We start from the raw sequence: 23,766 nt of genomic DNA, 5'->3' as shown, positions 1-23,766 counted from the left end.
GAAAGAGCCCTTGTTGACATGAGCGAAGAGCCGACCAGCACCGATCTGGCCGAAGGTGTCGTCAAGGGTCCGCCGAAGACGCTGGGCGGCGGCCTGATCAAGGCCATGCGCCCCCGGCAGTGGGTCAAGAACGTGCTGGTCCTGGCCGCGCCACTGGCCGCGGGCAAGACCGCCGCGGGCGACCTGGTGATCGGCGATATGACCGTGCTCGGGCATGTGGCGCTCGCCTTCGTGGTGTTCTGCATGGCCGCGTCGGGCATCTACCTGGTCAACGACGCCCTCGATGTCGAGGCCGACCGGGCCCACCCCACCAAGCGTTTCCGTCCCATCGCGGCCGGTGTGGTGCCGGTGAATCTCGCGTACGGGCTCTCGGCGCTGCTGCTGGTCGGCTCGATCCTGCTGTCCTTCGCCGCGAACTGGCATTTGGCCGTGGTGATGGCGGTGTACATCGGCATCCAGCTGGCCTACTGCTTCGGGCTCAAGCATCAGGCCGTGCTCGACATCTGCATCGTGTCCTCGGGCTTCCTGCTGCGCGCGGTCGCGGGCGGTGTGTCCTCGGATATCCGTCTGTCGCAGTGGTTCCTGCTGATCATGGCGTTCGGTTCGCTGTTCATGGCGGCCGGCAAGCGGTACGCCGAACTGAAGTACGCGCTCGACACCGGCGCCAAGATCCGCAAGTCGCTGCAGTACTACACGCCCACCTACCTGCGATTCGTGTGGACCCTCTCGGCCACCGCGGTCGTCATCTTCTACGGTCTGTGGGCGTTCGAGCAGGATCGCGCCAAGGACACCATCTGGTTCGCCATCTCGATGATTCCGTTCGTCGTCGCCATCCTGCGGTACGCGGTGGACGTCGACGGCGGCGAAGCCGGTGAACCCGAAGAGATCGCCCTGGGGGACCGTGTCCTCCAGTTCCTCGCAATCGCCTTGATCGGAGCGGTAGGTGTCGCTGTCTATCTCACCTGACGTGGTAGAGGGAGAAGAGCGAGAGGGGGGCGCGCCTACGGCACAATTGCCGCTCGGGCGCGCCCATCGGCGTGCGACGGATCCGTCCACGCGCAGATTCTCGCGACTATCCCGCACCGTCTTCGTCGGTGGGATCGTGCTGACCGCGACCCTCTTCGCGGCCGGAGGCTGGCAGCGGCGCTGGATCGCCGATGACGGCCTCATCGTGCTGCGCACGGTGCGAAACCTGATGGCGGGCAACGGCCCGGTATTCAATGCGGGTGAACGCGTCGAAACCAATACCAGCACCGCCTGGACCTATCTGGTCTGGTTCTTCAGCTGGCTGACCGATCTGCGGCTGGAGTACGTGGTGCTCGGCATCGCGCTCACGCTGTCGGTGCTGGCGATCGTCTTCGCCATGCTCGGCGCGGCCCGGCTGTGGGGCGGCACCGGATCCGCGCTGCTGGTTCCGGCCGGTGCGCTGGTCTATATCGCCATGCCCCCGGCCCGCGACTACGTCACCTCCGGGCTGGAGTCCAGCCTGGTGATCGCCTGGCTGGCGGTGCTGTGGTGGTTGCTGATTCGCTGGAGCCAGGCCGAACGGGTCCGGCTGCCAGGGTTTTTCGGGCTGGTGTTCTTTGCCGGACTGGCGCCGCTGATCCGCCCGGAGATGACCCTGGTGGGTGCGCTGGCGCTGCTGATGATCTTCTGCGCGCCGCTGCCCGAGACCCGGCTGCGGCCCATCGTGTTCCGCGCGCTCATCGTCGCGGTCGCGGGGCTGGTGCCGATCGTCTACCAGGTCTGGCGGATGGGCTATTACGGTCTGCCGTACCCGAATACGGCCGTATCCAAGGACGCGGGCGGGGCGAAATGGAAGCAGGGGTTCGTCTACCTGTGGAATTTCGTCGGACCGTACTGGCTGCTGATTCCGCTGGCGCTGCTCGCGGTCGCGGCGGTGTTCGCGTGGTGGACCTCGCCCTCGTCATCCCGGCGTGTTTTTGGCCGGGATCTCACCGAGGCTGTGGATTCCGGCCAAGAGCACGCCGGAATGACGGGCATGAAGGGGCGGATCCACCGCTTCAGCGTGTGGCTGCACACCCCCGCGGCTGTGGTCGCGCTCATGGTCGGCAGCGGTCTGCTGCTCACCGTCTACGAGATTCGCGTCGGCGGTGACTTCATGCACGGCCGCATGCTGCTGCCGCAGCTGTTCTGCCTCATCCTGCCGGTGGCCGTGCTGCCGATCCGGATTCCGCGCGGCCTGTTCGCCGGTACCCGCGAAATGCGTCGCCGGGATTGGGCTTTCGTGGTGGTGCTGGCCGGATTCCTGGGTACGGCGGGCTGGGCGCTGTTCGCGGCCAACACCACCGCCATCACCACCGGAACCAAGATCAGCTCGACCGGCATCGTGGACGAGCGGATCTACTACGTCCTCAATACCGGCCACGATCATCCGATCCGCGCCGAGGACTACCTGGACTATCCGCGCATGCGCGCCATGGTCCGCGATATCGCGAACACCCCCGACGGTGGTCTGCTGCTGAACTCGCCGTCCTTCATGTTCTGGTACATCGCGCCGCCGCCGGAGCCCATCGCACCGGGTGGCAACGGGCATACCGTTTTCTTCCTGAATCTCGGCATGACCAGCATGAACGTTCCGTTGAGCGTGCGTGTGATCGATCAGATGGGTCTGGCGTATCCGCTTGCGGCGCATACCGAACGGCTCGAGGACGGCCGCATCGGACACGACAAGAACCTCTACCCGGACTGGGTCGTGGTGGACGCGGGCATGGTGGATCGGCATCCGTGGCTGCCCTGGTACATGGATGACAAGTGGGTGGCGCAGGCGCGGGTCGCGCTGAGCTGCCCGGCCACCCAGGATCTGCTGGCGTCCTCGCGGTCGCCGCTGACCTTCGACCGGTGGCGGCACAATGTGGCGCAATCGCTCGGCTTCTCGAAGTACCGGATCGATCGGGTGCCCAAGTACGAGATCGAACGGTGCGGTCTGGTCGATCCGTACCCCTCGCCGCAGAAGTAGCGAGGTCCCGGGATAGTTCCCGGCAAAATTCACGAAACACCCACGGCGGCGGTCCATTAACACAGGACCGCCGCCGTTGTGTCCGATTCGGGATCGCAAACCGATATCGCATCTCGGTTTGGTAACACCGAGGGGTGTGTTCCGCGATAGCATCCACGGACACGTTCGTCGCGAATCATCTTTGTATGTGTCGCAACGTTTGTCGCAATACTGATGAGAGGCCGCTCGGATGCGAGGCTTGACTGTGGGTGGGGCGCAGCGGATTCCGGACATGGGAAGGCGTGACCTGCTCAAGCTTTCCGCGTCGGTGCTGGCTGTGGCCGCCTTGCTACCGCTGGGGGTGGCGGTGGCGGACGGGGGACTCGCACCGCGGGCCCGCGCGGCGTTCGATCCGGCCGGGATGGACTTCTACGTCGATTCGACCATGGGGCCCATCAAGTCTCGGGTGTTCCGGGCCGCCGACGGAAATACCAACCGGGTGGTTTACGCACTCGACGGTATGCGCGCCCGTGATGATCTGAACGGCTGGGAAATCGAAACCAATGCCGTGCACGCGCTGATCGCCGCCAATATCAATGTCGTCATGCCGGTCGGCGGCATGTCCAGCTTCTATGCCGACTGGACCTCGCCGAGCACCTTCCTGGGCATTCCGGCGGGCACCCTGTCCGGCACCGGATCCGGTGCGGCACAGGCGCTCGCGGGTGGACCGGGCAAAACCTCCACCTACAAGTGGGAAACCTTCCTGAGTCAGAACCTGCCCGCCGCGCTGCGAGATCGCCTGGGCTTCAGCACGACTCGCAACGGTGTGGTCGGACTGTCCATGAGCGGCAGTTCCGCGCTCACCCTGGCCGCCTACTACCCGAGCCAGTTCTCCTATGCCGCATCGCTGTCCGGTGCGCTCAACCTGTCCATGTCCGGTATGCGGGACGCGGTCCGGGTCGCCATGCTCGACGCGGGCGGTTACAACATCGACGCGCTGGCCACCGCCAAGGACGCCCGGTGGCAGCACATCGATCCGTACACCTTCGCTCCGAAGTTGAAGGCCAACAACACAAGACTGTTCATCTCCGCCGGTAGCGGGCTGCCGTCCTCGGCCGATGCCATCAACGCCTCGACCATCCAGGGCATGGGCATCGAAGCCATCGCGCTGGTGGGCACCAAGTCATTTCAGACCCGATTCAACAGCATCGGCGGAAAGAACGTGACCTACGACTTCCCAGCCGTGGGCGTGCACAATTGGAAGAATTGGGAGAGCGAGATGCTTCGCCTCATCCCCGATCTGTCGGCCAATATCGGCTGATGCGATTGCCGGGTCACATTCACAGCAACTCCGCAGTGTCCGCACAGCGGGCGTTTTTGTGCCCCTTGTTGTATCAACGTGCTGGTCCAGACCATAAAAGCTCGCTTGAGTGGTCCGGGTCACATATATCTCATTCCGATAACGCCCGGTTAGCCATGGGGCGATAGGCTCCCCGAGACGCCCACCGTGCCCCGCGATGCACGGTGGAGACGAACGATATGAAAAGGACCTGATGATGCGAGGCGCGCAGGAGAGACGTCGGAGATCGAGCGGCGGTTGGGTAAAGCGGTCGGCGGTCGGCGTGGCCCTGGCGCTACTGGTGCCGTTCGGGGTGTCGGCGGCGGGAGTGGCGGGAACCGCCAACGCGGCCTTCGATCCCTCCGCGTTCGACTTCTGGGTCGACTCGTCGGCCGGAATGGGCCCGGTCAAGACGCGCGTGTTCCGCGCGGCCGACGGCAATACCGATCGGGTGGTCTACGCGCTCGACGGTATGCGCGCGCAGCCCGTCCTCAACGGCTGGGAGAACGACACCGATGTGGCGCGGGCGCTGACCGCCGCCAACATCAACGTCGTCATGCCGGTCGGCGGCGAATCCAGCTTCTACGCGGACTGGGCCTCGCCCAGCACCTTCCTCGGCGTCCCCGGCGGCACCGGTTCCGGCTCGCTGTCCTCCTCGGGCTCGGCCTCCGGATCCTCCTCGGGCTCCGGCGCTTTCCAGCTCATGTCCGGTGGCCCGGGCAAGAGCTACCGGTACACCTGGGAGACCTTCCTGACCCAGGACCTGCGCAACGCGCTGCGTGACCGGCTCGGCTTCCGCGCCACCCGCAACGGTGTGTTCGGTCTGTCCATGGGCGGCTCGGCCGCGCTGACGCTGGCCGCGTACCACCCGGATCAGTTCAGCTTCGCCGGCTCGTTCTCCGGCTACCTGAACGTCTCCGCGCCCGGTATGCGTGAGGCGCTGCGCCTGGCCATGGTCGACGCGGGCGGCTACAACATCGACTCCATGGCGCTGCCGTGGAGCCCGGCGTGGCTGCGCATGGATCCGTTCGTGTTCGCGCCGCTGCTCAAGAACAACAACACTCGGCTGTGGGTGTCCGCGGCCAGCGCCATCCCCGGCGCGGGCGACGTGACCTCGTTCATGTCGGTCATCCAGGGCATGCCGCTGGAGGCGCTGGCGCTGGTGAACACCCGGGCCTTCCAGGCGCGGATGCTCTCCATCGGAGCGAGCAACGTGACGTACGACTTCCCGGCCACCGGTGTGCACAACTGGCAGAACTGGGCCGCCGAGGTCTACCGGATGATCCCGGACCTGTCGAACAACATCGGATAGAACGACCTCTCATAGCTCGTCGAGTACGCCCCCGTCCACCTGGGCGGGGGCGTACTCGTGCGTAACACGCCGGGTCGGTCACGCTGTTTGAGCCGTCGCATCGCTGATGATCTGTTCAGCAAGAGTTTTCCGGTAGGTCTGCAAGCTCGGTTCTGCTCCAACGAGAGGGCTAGGTCGATGCGGGTTAGAGGCTTCAAACGGGTGGCGCTGGGTTTGGCCACCGCGCTGCTGCTGCCATTGGGCGTGACGGTGCTCGGAACTCCGCCCGCCACGGCGGCTTTCAACCCGGCGGCTTTCGACTTCTGGGTGGACTCTCCCGTGATGGGGCCGATCAAGACGCGGGTGCTGCGCGCGGCGGACGGCAATACCAATCGGGTCGTCTACGCGCTGGACGGGCAGCGCGCCACCGAACTGTTGAACGGGTGGGAGAACGACACCAACGTTCCGGAGATCCTGGCGGCCTGGAACATCAATGTGGTGATGCCGGTCGGCGGCGAGTCCAGCTTCTACGCGGACTGGAATTCGCCGAGCTCCTTCTTCGGCATCCCGGCGGGCGCGGGATCCTCGGCGGCCAATACCGGTTCGGGCGCCACCGAGGCGCTGGGCGGCGGTCCGGGCAAGAGCTACCGGTACGACTGGGAGACCTTCCTGACCGATCAGCTGCGCTGGGCGCTGCGAGACCGGTTGGGGTTCAACCCCTATCGCAATGGCGTGTTCGGCCTGTCCATGGGCGGTTCGGCCGCCTTGACGCTGGCGGCCTACCATCCGGACCAGTTCAGTTATGCCGGTTCGTATTCGGGCTATCTGAATATTTCCGCGCCGGGTATGCGCGAGCTGATTCGCGCCGCCATGATCGACGCCGGTGGTTACAACGTCGATTCCATGGCGCCGCCGTGGGGTGATCGCTGGCTGCGGATGGATCCGTTCGTTTTCGCGCCCACACTGATCGCGAACAACACCAGGCTGTGGATCGCGGCGGGCAGTGGTACGCCGATGCCGCAGGATCTGGATATTCCGCTGGGCGCGGCCGCGGATCGACTGGTGCGCGGTTCGCCGCTGGAGGCGTTGGCGCTGGCGAATACTCGCGCCTTCCAGATCCGGATGGACACGCTCGGCGCGCGAAATGTGGTGTATTCCTTCCCCGCTGCCGGTCTGCACGCCTGGACCAACTGGCAGGACGAGGCGTACCGCATGATTCCGGACATGTCGGCGAATATCGGGTAACCCTCGCAAAAGGGTTGTAATACCAAGCCCCCTACTCAATCTGGGTGGGGGGCTTTTCGCTTTTTTGCCCGAAGAGTCGATCTAGTCACAATTCGGTCTCCTGGCCGTTTTCCCGGCGATCGGCTCCGAATAAACGCATATAGAGGAGCCAGCGCTTCTCCATTTCTGTTGTGGTCAACGGCGATCGCGGTGAAAGGCGAATCGATGAGGTCTGTTCGGGCACTCGGATCGGTCCAGGTTCGTCACGGCCGCACCTTCCTGCGGCGTTCGGTCGCCGGACTCGCGATGGCGCTCGCACTGCCCTGGATGGTCGCCCTGGGCCCCGCCACGCCACCCGCGGCCGCGAGCTTCGATCCGGGCGGACAGGACTTCTGGGTCGATTCCAGCATGGGCCCGATCAAATCCCGTGTCTTCCGCGCCGCCGACGGCAACACCCAGCGCGTGGTGTACGCCCTGGACGGCCTGCGCGCCCGAAACGACCTGTCCGGCTGGGAGATCGACACCGATGTCGAGCGGGTGCTGACCGCCTGGAACATCAATGTGGTGATGCCGATCGGCGGCCAGTCCAGCTTCTATTCGGACTGGATGGCCCCGAGCAATACCAACGGCCAGGCCACCGCCTACGCCTGGGAAACCTTCCTCACTCGCGATCTGCGCTATGCGCTGCGCGACCGGCTCGGCTTCAATCCGAACGGCAACGGCGTATTCGGACTGTCCATGGGTGGGAGTGCGGCCCTGGTGATGGCCGCCTATCATCCCGATCAGTTCCGCTATGCCGCTTCATATTCCGGATATCTCAATATTTCCGCGCCCGGTATGCGCGAGGCGCTGCGGTTGGCGCTGCTCGATGCGGGCGGCTTCAACATCGACTCCATGTGGGGACCGCCGTGGAGCGAATTGTGGCTTCGCAACGATCCTTTCGTGTTCGCACCGCAGCTGCGGGCCAATGGCACCCGATTGTGGATATCCACAGGTAACGGCGTCCCGACCGCGCGCGATGCGGTGAACTCGCCACTGGATGCTTACAACCTGACGAATGCGGCGGGTCTGGAGACTGTCGCACTGGCGAATACCCGTGCGTTCCAAGCCCGTATGGACTCGCTCGGTCCGAGCAATGCGGTGTTCGACTACACCCCCGAAGGTGTGCACAGCTGGAAGTACTGGGCGGATCAGGTCTACAAGATGCTGCCCGATCTGAGCGCGAACATCGGCTGATCGTAAGGATTTTCCTGTTGCCGCGACATCAGTGATGATTCGCGATAAGGTCACCGCACGATTACGGTCGGGATTTAGCATCACCTTGCCAACCGCGTGGAAGGTCGAATACCCTCCAGCGAGCGCATGTAACCAGACCGTGGTAGCGCCTCACTCACTTCGGAGCGTCGGGATTCGTCGTGGGTGCTGATCGCTTATGCAGCAACGGTATTGCCCGTTCGCGCAGAGCGACTACAACTGAACTAACAGCAGTAGAGAAGGAGCAGTATCCATGCGTTTCGGCAGGTCTGCCATGCCGGGTGGAGTCCAGTCCAGACGTGGTGTTCAGCGTGGATGGGGAACACGACTTCTGGCTGCGAGCGCCGCGGCGCTGGCCATCCCGACCGCCGCAGCGGTCGCGGCCCCGACGATCGCCATGGCCGCTCCGATCGCGGGCCCGGTGCACCGCACCCCGGCCGGCGGTTACGAAGAGCTGATGGTTCCGTCCAGCATGGGCCCGGTCAAGGTCCAGGTGCAGTGGGCGAAGAACGGCGGCAACAAGGCGCTGTATCTGCTCGACGGCCTGCGCGCCCGCGATGACAAGAACGCCTGGTCGTTCGAGACGAACGCCCAGCAGCAGTTCGAGAACGACGATGTCACCCTGGTGATGCCGGTCGGCGGTCAGTCCAGCTGGTACGCGGACTGGACCTCGGCGAGCAACACCAACGGTCAGAAGTACACGTACAAGTGGGAGACGTTCCTCACCAAGGAGCTCCCGGATTTCCTTGCCGGATACGGTGTTTCGCGTACGCAGAACGCCATTGTCGGTTTGTCGATGAGTGGTCCGGCCGCGCTGCGCATGGCCGCCTACCACCGCGATATGTTCAAGCACGCCTCGTCGTTCTCCGGTCCGCTGAACTGGAACGCGCCGGGTATGCGTGAGGCCATTCGCGTCATGATGCTCGATGCCGGTCGCTTCAATGTGGATTCCATGGCCGCGCCGTGGAGCCCGGCGTGGCTGCGCATGGACCCGTCGGTGTTCGCACCGCAGCTCAAGGGTCTGCCGATGTACATCTCGGCCTCCAGCGGTCTGCCCAGTGGCGCGGACGCGGCATCCGGTGTGTTCAACACCGCCAATGCCATGGGTATCGAAGCCATTTCGATGGTCACCACCCGTTTGTTCCAGGGCCGGATGAATCAGCTGGGTATCGGTCAGAATGTGACCTACGACTACCCGGCGATCGGTGTGCACAACTGGAAGAACTGGGAAGCGGAGCTGTGGAAGGCGCGCCCGTCGATTCTCGCGGCGCTGAACTCCTGATTTCCGGTTCGCGGCGAATTTAGACATACAGGACCGGCCATCCCGACGGGGGTGGCCGGTCCTTTGTGTATGCCGAAGTTCGGAAGCCGCAGGGGCGGAAGCGAACTAGTGTTGCACCTGTGGCAAGAGGTAGACGACGGAGACCCAGGTGGGGTGGGCTCGTGGCGCTTACGGCGGCTACGACGGTTCTGATGGGGGGAGGGACTGCCACGGCGGATCCCGGTGCGGCGCAGGTATCGTCGACACCGGTCATTCGAAATGTGGTGTGGCTGACCGATAGACGGGTCGCGCTGTGGATCGATTCACCTGCCATGGAGGCGCGGATCCAGGTGCAGCTGCTGCTGGCCAGGGATTGGAATATCAAGCCGGGCAGCAGATTCCCGGCACTGTTCATGCTCGATGGTTTGCGCGCAACCGATGACGAGAGCGGCTGGACCAAAGACGCGGGGGCACAGGCTTTCTACGCCGACAAGAACGTCACAGTGGTGCTGCCGGTAGGCGGTCAGTCCAGCTTCTACACCGACTGGCGTAAGCCCGACAACGGCAAGACCTACAAGTGGGAAACGTTCCTCACCAAGGAATTACCGCCGCTGCTGGATCGGGAGTGGCGCACCGGCAATGTGCGCGGTATCGCGGGCCTGTCCATGGGCGGCACCGCGGCCATGACGCTGGTCGGCCGCAATCCCGGCTTCGCGCGGTTCGCGGCATCCTATTCCGGTCTGCTGACCACCACCACTCTCGGTATGCCGCAGGCAATTCGATATTCCATGCACGATGCGGGCGGATACGACTCCGACGCCATGTGGGGACCGATCACCGATGCGGAGTGGGGCACGCACGATCCGTACGCGCTGGCGGAGCATCTCAAGGGCGTGAGCCTGTACGTCTCCAGCGGCAGCGGGCTGGTGGGGATCGCCGATATTCCCGCGGGCATCCCGGGGGTGAGCACCACCTTCACCGGTATGGCGCTGGAGCTGCTGTCTCGGATCTCCTCGATCCAGTTCGTGGCCAAGCTGAACAAGCTGAGCATTCCGGTGCAGGTGAATTACCGTCCGTCCGGCACGCATTCGTGGCCGTACTGGGATTTCGAGATGCGGCAGTCCTGGCCGCAGGCGGCGTCCGCGCTCGGGGTGGAGGCCGCCAAGCCGGACTGCGCGTCGGCGGGCGCGATTCTGCCTGTGGCACTGGCGAAATCGTGGCTCGGTGAATGCCTGACGCCGGAGTTCGCGGTGGCGGGCGGTGCGGCGCAGGATTTCAAGGGCGGCCGGGTGTTCTGGTCGCAGGCCGGTGGGGCGCATCCGGTGGGCGGAATGATCGGCGGCGCGTACGAGGGAGCGGCGGGACCGACTGGGGCACTCGGATTTCCGATTAGCGACGAAAGTCCTATTTCAAATGGCGTGCGCCAGAATTTCCAGCACGGATTCATCGAGTTTCGCGACGGAAAAGCCGAAATACACGCCAGCTGACCGAGATACCCGCCAGTTACCACCTATGCACCGGTAAAGTGCTGCCCTGTCCGTGACGCCGGTCACGTTTGGTGTCGTTCCCCCTTTGCGGTTCAGGAGCACATTCTGATGGCAGTAACGGGTGCGTCATGCCCAGATTCGGTTCGGAAAACTGTTTCGGCCCAGCGCACCTCGGCTGCCGGGCGCGCGCACAACTGGCGTCGGCGGGTGCTGGCCGCCGCCCTGGCGGTCACCGCCGTGCCGGGCGTTGCCGTGCTGCCCGGTATGTCGGGAATGCCGGGCATCGCCGGGACGGCGCAGGCCGCGCCCGTGAGTCCGCTGCGCCAATCACCCGATGGCACAGTCGAACCCGCCGGTGAGACGGGTAGCACGCCCGCACCGGTGGCCGAGCCCGCCCCGCCGGGCGCACCCGCGGCGGCGCCCGCCGCGCCCGGCGCACCCGCCGCCGAGCCCGCGCCGGAACCCCCGCCGCGCCCGCGCTTCGAGGAATTCATGGTGCCCTCCAGCATGGGCCCGGTGAAGGTGCAGGTGCAGTGGGCCAAGAACGGCGGCGACGCCGGGCTGTACCTGCTCGACGGCCTGCGCGCGCGAGATGACTTCAACGCCTGGACATTCGAGACCAACGCGCTACAGCTGTTCGCCGACGACAACATCAACCTGGTGATGCCGGTCGGCGGCCAGTCCAGCTTCTACACCGATTGGCGTGCGCCCTCGAGCACCAACGGCCAGAAGTTCACCTACAAGTGGGAGACCTTCCTGACCGAGGAGCTGCCCGCCTTCCTGGAGCCGATGGGGGTGTCCCGCACCAAGAACGCGATCGCCGGACTCTCCATGGGCGGTTCCGCGGCGCTGGCGCTGGCCGCCTATCACCGCGATATGTTCAAGCACGCGTCCTCGTTCTCGGGCTACCTGAACATTTCCGCGCCGGGTATGCGCGAGGCCATCCGGCTCGCCATGCTCGATGCCGGTCGCTTCAATGTGGATTCGATGGCGTGGCCGTGGAGTCCGCAGTGGTTGCGGATGGATCCGTTCGTGTTCGCGCCGCAGCTGCGCGGTCTGCCCATGTACATCTCGGCGTCCTGGGGTGTGCTGGGTGCGCACGATGATCCGGAGAACGGCGCGTTCAACACCTTGAACGCGGTGGCGCTGGAGGCGCTCTCGATGTTGAACACGGTTTCGTTCATGTCGCGGATGAACGAGCTCGGCATCGGCGCGCACTACAGCCTGCCGACCAAGGGCACGCATTCGTGGGGCTATTGGCAAGACCAGTTGACCGGTGCGCGTCCGGACATTCTGGCGGCACTGGGCGCTTAGTCGCGAACTCGTACCGGACGAGTCCAAAAAGAAACCGGTCGTTTGCTGTAGTGCCCCCGATTACCGCGCGTCCTACCGGGCCGCGCACCGAATCGGGGGTACAACACTTGTGTGGTTGGAGTTGTCAGTGGGACGAAGCGGGCGCGCCGACGCTGGGCGGCATGCGCCGCTGCAGCCGTGTTTCCGCTGGCCGCAGGTATTTTCGGGGGTGCGGGCGGGATAACCGGCGCCGGCATCGCGCACGCCGAACCCGAGGCCGCCCCGAGCGTGCCCGCCACCGTGCAGAAAGCGGTGTGGCTGGGAGATCGCCGGGTGGCCCTCTGGGTCAATTCGCCCGCCACCGGAGCACCCGTCGAGGTGCAGCTGCTGCTGGCCCGCGACTGGCGCGCCAAACCCGACACCAAATTCCCGGTCATGTACATGCTCGACGGCCTGCGCGCCACCGATGACGAGAACGGCTGGACCAAGGATGCCGGCGCGGCCGGATTCTTCGCCGACAAGAACATCACCGTGGTGTTGCCCGTCGGCGGCCAGTCCAGCTTCTACACCGACTGGCTGCAACCCGATCAGGGCCGCAACTACAAGTGGGAGACGTTCCTGACCAAGGAACTCCCGCCGCTGCTGGAAAGCCAGTGGCACGCCACCAATGTGCGTGCGGTATCCGGACTTTCGATGGGCGGCTCGGCCGCCATGATGCTCGCGGCGCGCAATCCCGGCTGGGTCCGGCACGCCGCCTCCTACTCCGGCTTCCTCACCCTCACCACGCTCGGCATGCCGCAGATGGTCAATTTCGCCATGAAGGACGCGGGCGGATTCGATTCCACCGCCATGTTCGGGCCGCCGTCCAGCCCGGAGTGGAAGGCGCACGACCCGTACGAGCTGGCCGACAAGCTCAAGGGCATCGCGCTGTACGTCTCCAGCGGCAGCGGCACCGCGGGCGCCACCGATCCGCCCGGTGAGCTACCCGGCCTGACCACCAATTACGCGGGCATGGGCCTGGAAGTGCTGTCCCGCTTGAGCACTCAGAACTTCGTCGCCAAGCTGAACAAGCTGAATATCCCGGTGCAGGTGAGCTACCGGCCGTCGGGCACGCACACCTGGCCGTACTGGGATTTCGAGATGCGCCAGTCCTGGCCGCAGACCGCGGCCGCGCTCGGCGTGGATTCCGGCCTCAGCGATTGCAAGCCCGGCGGTGCGATCGGCGGTGCGCTGGCACTGAACAATTGGCTCGGCGACTGCCTCACCCCCGAATACCCCGTCGCCAATGGCGGTGTGGCACAGGACTTCCGCAATGGCGTCATGTTCTACTCGCCCGCCACCGGCGCGCAACCGGTCGGCGGAGCCATCGCGGGCAGCTACTCCGGACTCAACGGCGCGGCCAGCGGGCTGGGCTTCCCGACCGGCGGGGACGCACCGCTGCCCGATGGTCGCGGCCGCTTCCAGTCCTTCCAGAGCGGTTCCATCTACTGGACCCCGCAGACCGGCGCGCAGATGGTGCGCGGCGCGATCCTGGACGCCTGGGGCAAACAGGGTTTCGAGCGCGGCCCGGCCGGATATCCGAATGGCCAGGAGGTCGCCACCCCGAACAAGGACGGCGTGGTGCAGGGCTTCGAGAACGGCCCGATCTACTTCAGCCCCAGGACCGGAGCGCATCTGGTGCAGGGCCTGATCCTGGGCCGCTACGCCCAAATCGGTTTCGAGAACAGTCCTTTCGGCTTCCCGATCAATGAGGAACAGGGCCTGCGCGACCTCGGCCGCTTCGTGGCCTTCGAGGGCGGCAATATCTACTGGAGTCCGCTCTCCGGCGCCTGGGGCGTGCGCAAGGGACCGATCATGGAGGCCTGGGCCGCACAGGGTTTCGAGAACGGCGGCCTCGGCTTCCCGATCGGCGATGAGGGCACCAACCCCAATGGCACTGTGCAGCAATCCTTCCAGGGCGGCACGGTGATGGTGCAGGACGGTCGCGCCCAGGCGTTCGGCCTGGACGGCAAGCCGATCGGCGGTCCCGTCGGTGGTCCGCCACCAGCCCCAGCCCCAGCCCCGGCCCCGGCCACTCCCACCCCGGCTCCCGCCGCCGCCCCCGCACAGCCGGTGGCCCCGGCGCAACCGGCGGCCCCGGCCGTCGAACCGGCACTACCGGCGGAAATGTTCCCCCTGCCCATTCCGGCCCTCGGGCCCGAAGTGCGTCCCAACTGACCGGTAGGTGTTTTCAGAGTGCGTGATCGGGTACCGCCGGGAGCAGCATCAGACACTGAGAAGTGCATGAGGTTCGCAAACGGAGCGGGGACGTGCGCCGAGGTTGCCGCTAGCCTGGGTGCGACCTTGTGCCCGCAGACAGATCAAGGAATCCATCAAATGCATCGGACCCGTGGAAAGGTTTTCGGCGTAGTGCTCACTGTCGCCGCAGCCGGACTGCTTGCCGCCTGTGGCAACAATGATTCGACCGCGACGAGTACGCCCACGCTGGCTCCGACCACGAGCAAGGCCGCGGCCGCCACCACCGCTCCGGCTGGCACCGCGCCCACCGATCAGCCCGCACCGCAGACCTCCGAGGCCGCGCCCACCACGGTGCCGCAGGCCGAGCGTCCGCAGCCGGTGCCGAGCCAGTTCCTCACCACGCCCAGCGGCACCCCCGCGCTCACCGATCGCGACAAGACCTTCCTCGAGGAGCTCAAGAAGCGCGGAATCAACCCGGGCGCACCGGATATCGCGCTCACCGCCGGCAGCCTGGTCTGTCAGGGCACCGCCGAAGGCGCCACGCAGGATCAGATCATCACCTACGTGACCGCCATCGCCGGATCCGATCCGTCCTTCGACGAGTCGAAGATGTCGGTCGATCAGGCGGGCAAGATCTACTACGAAGTCGCCTCGAAGAGTTACTGCAACAAGTGACCATCCGACGCCGCTCCGGAAGCCGGTCGAAACCGGCGGGTTGCCTGCTGCTCATCGCCGCGATCGTGATCGTCATCATCGTGGTGCTGCTGCTGTGGTACCTGCTGGCGGGCCGGCTCCGGCTGCCGGGGCCGAAGCCGCCCGGGCCGAAGGAGCCGACCTCGCAGTCGGCGGACTGCCCGGATGTGCTGATGCTGTCGGTCCCGGGCACCTGGGAGTCCAGCAGTGCCGACGACCCGTACAACCCGGCCTCGAATCCGGCGTCGCTGATGCTCAATATCTCGAACCCGGTCCGGGAGAAGTTCCCGAACGACCGGCTCGAGGTCTACACCGTCCCGTACGTGGCGCAGTTCTCGAATCCGATCGCGCTGCCGCCGGACGGTCAGCAGTCCTACAACAACAGTCGTTCCGAGGGCACCAAGCGCGCGACCGACAAGCTGGCCGCGACCTACAAGGCGTGCCCGCTCACCAATTACGTCATCACCGGCTTCTCGCAGGGCGCGGTGATCGCCGGTGACGTGGCCGCACAGATCGGCGCCGGCAAGGGGCCTATCCCGGAGAACAAGGTGCTGGGCGTGACGGTCATCGCCGACGGACGGCGCGATCAGGGACCGGGTCAGGCCGCCGAGATCGGGCAGTCACCCGCCGGTGTCGGCGCGGAGGTGGCACTGCGCGGGCTCAATGTCCCGGGCATCACCATGACGGGACCGCGAGACGGCTTCGGCGCCTTGGCCAATCGCACCTTCACCATCTGCGCCCCCGGCGACATGATCTGTGATTCGCCCAAACAGGCCCTCAACCCGATGAACATCCTCAGCAGCGTCGGCACCCTGGTGAAGGCCGCGGGCAATCCGGTGCACAGCCTGTACAACGGATTCATCGTCGACGAGAACGGCACCACGGCCACCCAGTGGACCGTGAGCTGGGCAGATGGCCTGATTGAGAACGCGCCGCATCCCGCCCACTCCTGAAGTTCCGACCGACCCCCCAGTTTCAGGGTCACGCTGTAAAGTGCTCCGAGTCGTGTTACCGGCGAGTCCGGTAAGCGGTTCGGTCCGGACAGCCAGGAGCAGGTGTTGATGACAGCAGTGGGGTTCGGCACACCCGCGCCGTCCCTCGCCCGGGCGACCCGGGTGCGGCAACTCACATCCCGTCCTTCGGGGCGGGGGGTTGCGCACCCACACCACCGCATTCGCGCCGGTGATCCCGTATGTGCGAGTCGAGTGAGCTGGGATATGTTTAGCCGCTCCGGAGCATGGCAGGGTGGCTCCTCTGTAACATGACCCTGGTTTGAGTACATCTAGCCAATAGACGGTCACCGCGCAGACCGCAACGGAATTCTGCAGGTCGGCTCTCGCAAGAGCTTCCCGCGGGCGAAAAGTCGGGGCCTCACAGGCAACAGCGGCATCGTCGCCGCCCATGTCGCGTGTGCCTCGGAGGAGAAGAAGGAATGGACGAGACTTTCGACGATTACCTCGACGAAACGGGGAACATCACGATTCCCGAGGGGCGCACCCTCGTCGACTACGTCGAGAAGCACACCCACGGGAATGACGCCGATGATCTGGCTTACCGGTACATCGACTACTCACGCGAGCGCGACGGTGTGTATCAGGATCTGACCTGGAGTCAGTTCGGCGTTCGGCTGCGCGCGGTGGCTGCACGTCTGCAACAGGTGACCAAGCGTGGTGATCGTGTCGCGATCCTGGCCCCCCAGGGCCTCGATTACGTCATCTCCTTCTTCGCTGCCATCTACGCGGGCACCATCTCGGTACCGCTGTTCGATCCGGATGAGCCGGGCCACACCGACCGCCTGCACGCGGTGCTCGGTGACTGCACGCCCTCGGCGATCCTCACGGCCAGCTCCTCCGCCGCCGGGGTCCGCCAGTTCTTCCGTGGTCTGCCCGCCGCGCAGCGGCCCCGCATCATCGCGGTCGACGCGATTCCCGACAGCGTCGGCGAGTCGTGGATCCGACCCGATATCGCGGTCGACGATATCGCGTACCTGCAGTACACCTCCGGTTCGACACGCGTCCCGGCGGGTGTCGAGATCACCCACCGCGGTGTCGGCACCAACGTGCTGCAGATGGTGAACGCGCTGGACCTGAACTGGAATTCACGCGGCGTCACCTGGCTGCCGCTGTACCACGACATGGGTCTGCTGACGGTGATCCTGCCCGCCGTGGGCGGTAAGTACATCACCATCATGTCGCCGTCCGCGTTCGTGCGGCGGCCCTCGCGCTGGATCCAGGAACTGGCCGCGGTCTCGGACGGCGCCGGAACCTTCGCCGCCGCACCGAACTTCGCGTTCGAGCACGCCGCCGCGCGTGCCGTGCCGAAGAACGGTGAATCGCTTGACCTTTCGAATGTGATCGGCCTGATCAACGGCTCCGAGCCGGTGACCACCGGATCCATGAAGAAGTTCAACGAGGCGTTCGCACCGTTCGGCCTGCCCAAGACCGCCATCAAGCCCTGCTACGGCATGGCCGAGGCGACCCTGTTCGTATCGGCCACCCGGCACGAGGACGAGGCCAAGGTCATCTACGTCGATCGCACCGAGCTCAATGCCGGTCGCATCGTGAAGGTGGAGCACGGTACGCCGAACTCCATCGCGCAGGTGTCCTGCGGTTATGTCGCGCTCTCGCAGTGGGGTGCGATCGTCGATCCCGAATCGGTCGATTCGCCCGAGGGCGCGACCGAGCTGCCCGAGGGCCGGGTCGGCGAGATCTGGTTGCACGGCAACAATGTCGGCATCGGCTACTGGGGTCGCGCCGAGGAGACCCAGAAGACCTTCCGGAACCGGATCGTCAATCGGGTCGCCACCGGTTCGCACGCCGAAGGTGTTCCGGCCGACGGCAATTGGCTGCGCACCGGTGACTACGGCGTCTACGTGGACGGCGAGCTCTACATCACCGGCCGCGTCAAGGACCTGGTCATCGTGGACGGCCGCAACCACTACCCGCAGGATCTGGAGTACTCCGCGGGGGAGGCGTCCAGCGCGCTGCGTGCCGGTTTCATCGCCGCGTTCTCGGTCCCGGCCAATCAGCTGCCCGCCGAAGTCTTTGCCGCGGACAGTCATTCGGGTCTGGCCTTCGACGCGGACAACGGTTCCGAACAGCTGGTCATCGTGGCCGAGCGTGGTCCGGGCGCCGGTAAGGCCGATCCGGGTCCGATCGCGGACGCGGTGCGCGGTGCGCTCTCCGCTCGTCACGGAGTGACCGCGCGCGACATTCTGCTGGTACCCGCGGGCTCGATTCCCCGCACCTCCAGTGGCAAGATCGCGCGTGCCGCATGCAAGGCCGCGTACATCGAAGGCACGCTGCGTGGTGGTTACACGCAGCAGGCCTTCCCCGATGCTCCTGACGAGGAGTGAGGCCGAGCATCTAACGTGGAGTGGCGCGGGCCGAACAGGTCCGCGCCATTCATGCTTGGAGCACACCACCGTCCTCAACAGGAACGGTGAAATCTCAATACCGCCGCGCACGGTACGCAGACAGGTAACTTGAGGAATTGATGGCTGAGAACGAGGGCACGTCCCCCACCCAGACGACCGACAATGCTCCGACGGTGTCCGAAGGCGCCGCGAAACCGGCTCCCACCGGTGCGAACATGTCCGTGGGCGAGCTGCAGGAGTGGTTGCGCCGCTGGGTCGCCGACGCGACCGGGCAGCCGATCGAGAAGATCACCACGGACCGGCCGCTGGAGGAGTTCGGTCTGGCCTCACGTGACGGGCTCGCGCTCGGCGGTGACATCGAGGATCTGACGGGGGTCATCCTCAACCCGACCATCGTGTTCCAGCACCCCACGATCGCTTCGCTCTCGGAGCGAATCATCAACGGGGAACCCGAACTTCCGGCCGAAGCGGCCGACGACTCGTTCTACACCGCGGGCTTCAACCCGGACGAGGCGCACGATATCGCGATCGTCGGGTTGTCCACGCGCCTGCCGGGTGCGGGCGAGACGCCCGAATCCACCTGGGAATTCCTGATCAATCGCGGTGACGGCATCCGCGATCTGCCCGAGGGCCGCTGGTCCGAGTTCACCAGCGATCCGCGCGCCGCCGAGGCCGTCGCGAACGCGATGACCAAGGGCGGCTACCTCGATCAAGAGGTCATCAAGGGCTTCGACGCCGAATTCTTCGCGACCTCCCCGGTCGAGGTCGAGCGCATGGACCCGCAGCAGCGGTTGACCATGGAGCTCACCTGGGAAGCGCTGGAGCACGCCAGGATTCCGGCGAACACCCTCAAGGGCAAGCCGGTCGGCGTGTACATCGGCTCCTCCGGCAACGAGTTCATGCTGATCGCGGCGCTGGGCGTCGGCAGCATCACCGGTGACGAGAAGACCCCGATCTCCGCCGAGGCCTACGGCATCATGGGCAGCGTTTCGTCGATCATCGCGAACCGCACCTCGTACTTCTTCGACTTCCGCGGCCCGTCGGTCGCCATCGACACCGCGTGCTCGTCCTCGCTGGTCGCGGTGCATGACGCGGTGCGATCGCTGCGCAACGGTGAGACCGAACTCGCCGTCGCGGGTGGTGTGAACGCACTTGTCGCGCCCATGGCCTCGCTCGGCTTCGATGCCAATGGCGGTGTGGCGAAAGACGGTCATATCAAGGCGTTCTCCGCCGATGCCGACGGTATGGTCCGCGGCGAGGGCGGCGCGCTGGTCGTGCTCAAGCGCCTGGCCGACGCCGAACGCGACGGCGACAAGATCTACGCGGTGATCAAGGGTTCCGCGGTCAACAATGACGGTCGTTCCAACGGCATGCTGGCGCCGAATCCGGATGCTCAGGCCGAGGTGCTGCGCAGCGCCTACCGGGATGCCGGAATCACCCCGTCCAGCGTCGATTACATCGAGGCGCACGGCACCGGCACGCTGCTCGGTGACCCGATCGAAGCGGATGCGCTGGGCCGGGTGGTCGGTCGCGGCCGCGAGGCCGATAAGCCCGCGCTGCTCGGTTCGGTCAAGACCAACTTCGGTCACCTGGAGTCGGGCGCGAGCGCGGCCGGTCTCGCCAAGATCATCATGGCGTTGCAGCACAATGTGATTCCGCCGAGCATCAACTACAGCGGACCCAATCCCTACATCCCGTGGGACAGCGCGCATCTGAAGGTCGTCGAGCAGCCGACCGAATTCCCGCGCTACAGCGGCACCGCCACCGTCGGTCTGTCCGGCTTCGGTTTCGGTGGCACCAACGCGCACGTGGTCATTCAGGAATACGTGCCCAGCGCGCCCGCCCCCGCCGCCGATACCGTCGACGGCGATCTCGATGACGAGACCACCGATGTGTTGGCCGAGGCCGAGCGCATCGTCTCCGACAGCACCGAATCCGCTGCGCCGGAACAGGAGTGGACCCGCGAGGAGCCGCTGCCGGTGATCCTGCCGGTGTCGGCGTACCTGCCCTCGCGCCGTAAGCGCGCCGCCGCGGATCTGGCTGATTGGCTGGAATCCGAAGTGGGACAGGCGACTCCGCTCGAGGATGTGGCCCGTTCGCTGGCCAAGCGCAATCACGGCCGTTCGCGCGGCGTGGTCATCGCCACGACCCGCGACGAGGCGATCGCGGGTCTGCGCGCCATCGCGGAGGGCAAGCCGGGCACCGGCGTCTTCACCGCCGACGCCCCGGCCGCCAAGGGACCGCTGTGGGTGATGGCCGGTTTCGGTGCGCAGCACCGCAAGATGGGCAAGCAGCTCTACACCGAGAACTCGATCTTCCGTAAGACCGTCGACCAGGTCGACGAGTACGTGCAGGACGAGGCCGGTTATTCGGTCGTCGAGATGATCCTCGACGACGAGCAGGACTGGGATATCGGCACCGGTCAGGTCGGCACCTTCACCATTCAGCTGGGCCTGGCGGCCGTGCTGCGCGCGCACGGCGCACAGCCGGAAGGCGTTGTCGGACATTCGCAGGGTGAGGTCGCGGGCTCGTACATCTCCGGTGGCCTGAACCTGGAGGACGCGGTCCGCGTCATCTGCGCCCGTTCCCGGCTGATGGCCGAGGGCGAGGCCATGCTCACCGATGATCAGGTGCGCAATATGGCGCTGGTCGAATACTCGGCCGAGGCCATCGAGGAAGTCCTGGTCGACTATCCGGATCTGGAGGTCGCGGTGTACGCCGCGCCCACCAACACCGTGATCGGCGGCCCGCCGGACCAGGTGCACGCCATCGTGGCGCGCGCCGAGGCCGAGGGCAAGTTCGCGCGCGTACTGCAGACCCGCGGCGCGGGCCACACCTCGCAGATGGACATGCTGCTCGGTGAATTGGCCGCGGAGCTGGCCGGTTTGGAGCCGACGGCGCTCAAGCACGACCTGTACTCGACCGTGCACAAGGACGGCGTCTACCGCGCCGGTCACGCCCCCGTGCACGATGTGGACTACTGGGTCACCAATATGCGCGGCTCGGTGTACTTCACCAACGCCATCCGGCAGGCCGTGGACGCCGGTATCACCACCTACCTGGAGCTCGCGCCGAATTCGGTGGCGCTCATGCAGGTGCTGGGCACCACCTTCGCGGCGGGCGTGCACAATGCCGCTCTGATTCCGACGCTCAAGCGCAAGGAAGACGAATCCGCCGCTGTCGTATCGGCTTTGGCGCAGCTGTACGTGCAGGGTCACCCGGTGAACCTGCCGTCGCTGCTGTCCGACGGCGATTACGCCGAGGTGCCGCGCACCGCGTTCGTGCGCAAGCAGTACTGGCCCAAGGTCAACCTGACCGGTGATTCCGGCAGCAGCCGGATTCCGGGCGCGCACGTGGCGCTGCCGGACGGGCGGCACGTGTGGGAGGTGCAGGCCACCACGGCCGAGGATCTCACCGCGCTGGCGAAGGCCGCTGCGGCACAGGTGCTTTCGGATGTCGCCGTCGGCGCGTCCGTCACGCACGCCGCCATTCCGGCCGCCGGAACCCTGACCACCACACTCACCCCGCATCCGGGTGGCGCGTCGGTATCGGTGCACGCCAAGGCGGGCAACGCTTTCCAGCTGCTGTTCGACGCCGTCGTGACTTCCGGTGCGCCGCTGCCGGTTTCGGTGGTGGCGGAGTCGGTGGCGACCACCGAGCTGGTCGCCGCCGTCGAGGTGGTCGAGGAGGCGGGGGAGCGCTGGAACCCGAACGGTTCGCAGACCATCGAACAGCGCCTGGCGATCATCGTCGCCGAATCCATGGGTTATGCCGTGGAGGATCTGCCGATGGAGATCCCGCTCATGGAGCTGGGTCTGGACTCGCTGATGGCCATGCGCATCAAGAACCGCGTCGAATACGAATTCGACATCCCGCAGCTGCAGTTGCAGGCGGTCCGCGATGCCAGCCTGCTCGAGGTCGGCAAGGTGCTGCGCTACGCCATCGAACATCGTGATCAGCTGGACGCGATCGCCAAGCGGCAGGCCGCGGGCGAGGACATCGCGGTCGACGCCGACTTCGTGAGCGCGGCGCGCGCGGCCATGGCCGCGGGCACCGATCCGCTGGCTGCGCTGCCCGACGCGACCGCCAACGCGGTGCCGTCCCTGGCCGATCGCCTGGACAACGAGACCACCGATGTGGTCGCCGCAGCCACCGAGATCGTCGCGGAAGCCGAAGCCGCCGAAGGTATTTCGCTGACCAGCGCAGATATCGAGGCCGCGCCGCCGGTTGCCGAGACCGATAAGGACAACGTCCCGCCGCGTAATGCGCCGGAGCGCTTGGCCTTCGGCACCTGGGCGCTGGCCACCGGCAAGTCCGCGGGCGGCATTTTCAATCCGCTGCCCGAGCTCGACGAGGCCACGCTGACCAAACTGGTCGACCGGCTCTCGGAGCGGGTGAAGGCTCAGGTCAGCGTCGAGGATGTGCGCGCCTGCACGACCATCGAGAAGCTGGCCGATCTGGTCGCCACCTATCAGGAGCACGGCGACGATGTCGAGGGCTTCGTGCGCACGCTGCGCGCGAAGGAAGCCGGTTCGAACGCGGTGCCGGTCTTCGTCTTCCACGCTTCGGGCGGAAACACCCTCGTCTACGAGCCGCTGCTGAAGCGCCTGCCGGCGGGCACCCCGATGTACGGTTTCGAACGCGTCGAGGGTTCCATCGAAGAGCGTGCGCGCCAGTACATTCCGGAGATCCGCAAGCGGCAGCCGGAGGGTCCGTACTTCCTGTACGGCTGGTCACTGGGTGGTGTGTTCGCGCTCAAGGTTGCCGAGCTGATGCGCGCCGAGGGCGCGGATGTCCGCGAGGTCGGCCTGATCGATGTGGCACTGCCTTCTCAGCCGCATGTCGACACACCGGAAGAGCGGTTGAACCGGGTGCGTCGTTTCCAGAACTTCGCCAAGAAGACCTATGGTTTCGAGGGCGAACTGGATGACGAACAGCTCGAGGAGCTGGCCGCCGCGACCGATGCCGAGCAGATCGATATCGTGTTGCAGCTGGTCAAGTTCGCGGGTGTGGACATTCCGGGCGGCGTGCTCGAGCATCAGCGCAGCTCGTACATCGACGGTGGTGAGTTGCAACGCATCTCGCCGCAGCGGTATGAAGGTCACGTCGTGCTGTACCTGGCCGACCGCTACCACGATGGAATCATCGAACTGGAACCGCGTTTCGCCGAACGGCTGCCGAACGGTGGCTGGGGTGAGCACATTCCGGATCTCGAGATCATCCACATCCCGGGTGATCACATCGATATCGTCGATGAGCCGCGTATCGGGGTCATCGGTGCCGATCTGACCAAGAAACTTGGGGCAATCGACACGACCCCGAAATAGCCCCACCGTGAAAAAGGTTCTGCG

13 protein-coding genes and 1 pseudogene are annotated in these 23,766 nt (G+C 65.8%); all 14 read left to right on the top strand.

All coding sequences use genetic code 11. The annotated features are described in order from the left end of the window. Positions 1-18 precede the first annotated feature (18 nt). The 14 genes and pseudogenes from ACFVUS_RS20660 (at position 19) to pks13 (ending at position 23,742) form a co-directional block, all read left to right on the top strand. The gene (locus ACFVUS_RS20660) at positions 19-966 is read left to right on the top strand and encodes a decaprenyl-phosphate phosphoribosyltransferase (protein ID WP_387768379.1); all 948 of its coding nucleotides are present in this window, start codon (positions 19-21) and stop codon (positions 964-966) included. Positions 967-1,012: 46 nt separating this feature from the next. Beyond that, entirely contained in the window at positions 1,013-2,980 is a 1,968-nt protein-coding gene (gene zomB / locus ACFVUS_RS20655) for a flagellar motor control protein ZomB (RefSeq protein ID WP_387770065.1), read from the top strand. A 271-nt stretch (positions 2,981-3,251) separates the two neighbouring features. Further along, a complete protein-coding gene (locus ACFVUS_RS20650; protein WP_387768376.1) occupies positions 3,252-4,280 on the top strand; it encodes an alpha/beta hydrolase in 1,029 nt (342 codons plus the stop codon). A gap of 232 nt (positions 4,281-4,512) precedes the next feature. Further along, a complete protein-coding gene (locus tag ACFVUS_RS20645; protein WP_387768373.1) occupies positions 4,513-5,610 on the top strand; it encodes an alpha/beta hydrolase in 1,098 nt (365 codons plus the stop codon). A 177-nt stretch (positions 5,611-5,787) separates the two neighbouring features. Then, on the top strand, positions 5,788-6,834 hold the full coding sequence (locus tag ACFVUS_RS20640) for an alpha/beta hydrolase (RefSeq protein ID WP_387768370.1): 1,047 nt from the start codon (positions 5,788-5,790) through the stop codon (positions 6,832-6,834). Positions 6,835-7,038: 204 nt separating this feature from the next. After that, a complete protein-coding gene (locus tag ACFVUS_RS20635) occupies positions 7,039-8,049 on the top strand; it encodes an alpha/beta hydrolase (protein ID WP_387768367.1) in 1,011 nt (336 codons plus the stop codon). A 292-nt stretch (positions 8,050-8,341) separates the two neighbouring features. Then, complete coding sequence (locus tag ACFVUS_RS20630) at positions 8,342-9,349, top strand: alpha/beta hydrolase (protein ID WP_387770062.1); 1,008 nt, start codon at positions 8,342-8,344, stop codon at positions 9,347-9,349. A 191-nt stretch (positions 9,350-9,540) separates the two neighbouring features. Next, a pseudogene (locus tag ACFVUS_RS20625) lies at positions 9,541-10,776 on the top strand (alpha/beta hydrolase-fold protein); the annotation flags it as partial. 147 nt (positions 10,777-10,923) lie between these two features. Continuing rightward, positions 10,924-12,129 carry an alpha/beta hydrolase gene (locus ACFVUS_RS20620; RefSeq protein WP_387768364.1) on the top strand — a complete coding sequence of 402 codons (1,206 nt, stop codon included), beginning with the start codon at positions 10,924-10,926 and terminating at the stop codon, positions 12,127-12,129. Between the two features lie 177 nt (positions 12,130-12,306). Further along, complete coding sequence (locus ACFVUS_RS20615) at positions 12,307-14,325, top strand: alpha/beta hydrolase-fold protein (protein ID WP_387768361.1); 2,019 nt, start codon at positions 12,307-12,309, stop codon at positions 14,323-14,325. Between the two features lie 159 nt (positions 14,326-14,484). Next, positions 14,485-15,021: a DUF732 domain-containing protein gene (locus ACFVUS_RS20610; RefSeq protein ID WP_387768358.1), complete on the top strand. Its 537-nt coding sequence runs from the start codon at positions 14,485-14,487 to the stop codon at positions 15,019-15,021. Between the two features lie 2 nt (positions 15,022-15,023). Next, a complete protein-coding gene (locus ACFVUS_RS20605; RefSeq protein WP_387770059.1) occupies positions 15,024-15,992 on the top strand; it encodes a cutinase family protein in 969 nt (322 codons plus the stop codon). 479 nt (positions 15,993-16,471) lie between these two features. Beyond that, complete coding sequence (gene fadD32 / locus ACFVUS_RS20600; protein ID WP_387768355.1) at positions 16,472-18,394, top strand: long-chain-fatty-acid--AMP ligase FadD32; 1,923 nt, start codon at positions 16,472-16,474, stop codon at positions 18,392-18,394. A gap of 140 nt (positions 18,395-18,534) precedes the next feature. Continuing rightward, the gene (gene pks13 / locus ACFVUS_RS20595; RefSeq protein WP_387768352.1) at positions 18,535-23,742 is read left to right on the top strand and encodes a polyketide synthase Pks13; all 5,208 of its coding nucleotides are present in this window, start codon (positions 18,535-18,537) and stop codon (positions 23,740-23,742) included. The last annotated feature ends 24 nt before the right edge of the window (positions 23,743-23,766 follow it).

Origin of the sequence: Nocardia sp. NPDC058058 (genome assembly GCF_042885355.1) — a bacterium.
Lineage (GTDB): Bacteria > Actinomycetota > Actinomycetes > Mycobacteriales > Mycobacteriaceae > Nocardia.
This window is presented reverse-complemented; position numbering and strand designations above follow the sequence as displayed.

What these genes read in the sequence shown, in the direction of transcription:
- ACFVUS_RS20660 (WP_387768379.1), top strand. Translation starts at nt 19, where the DNA reads ATGAGCGAAGAGCCGACCAGCACCGATCTGGCCGAAGGTGTCGTCAAG.
- ACFVUS_RS20650 (WP_387768376.1), top strand. Translation starts at nt 3,252, where the DNA reads ATGGGAAGGCGTGACCTGCTCAAGCTTTCCGCGTCGGTGCTGGCTGTG.
- ACFVUS_RS20645 (WP_387768373.1), top strand. Translation starts at nt 4,513, where the DNA reads ATGATGCGAGGCGCGCAGGAGAGACGTCGGAGATCGAGCGGCGGTTGG.
- ACFVUS_RS20640 (WP_387768370.1), top strand. Translation starts at nt 5,788, where the DNA reads ATGCGGGTTAGAGGCTTCAAACGGGTGGCGCTGGGTTTGGCCACCGCG.
- ACFVUS_RS20635 (WP_387768367.1), top strand. Translation starts at nt 7,039, where the DNA reads ATGAGGTCTGTTCGGGCACTCGGATCGGTCCAGGTTCGTCACGGCCGC.
- ACFVUS_RS20630 (WP_387770062.1), top strand. Translation starts at nt 8,342, where the DNA reads ATGCCGGGTGGAGTCCAGTCCAGACGTGGTGTTCAGCGTGGATGGGGA.
- ACFVUS_RS20620 (WP_387768364.1), top strand. Translation starts at nt 10,924, where the DNA reads ATGGCAGTAACGGGTGCGTCATGCCCAGATTCGGTTCGGAAAACTGTT.
- ACFVUS_RS20610 (WP_387768358.1), top strand. Translation starts at nt 14,485, where the DNA reads ATGCATCGGACCCGTGGAAAGGTTTTCGGCGTAGTGCTCACTGTCGCC.
- fadD32 (WP_387768355.1), top strand. Translation starts at nt 16,472, where the DNA reads ATGGACGAGACTTTCGACGATTACCTCGACGAAACGGGGAACATCACG.
- pks13 (WP_387768352.1), top strand. Translation starts at nt 18,535, where the DNA reads ATGGCTGAGAACGAGGGCACGTCCCCCACCCAGACGACCGACAATGCT.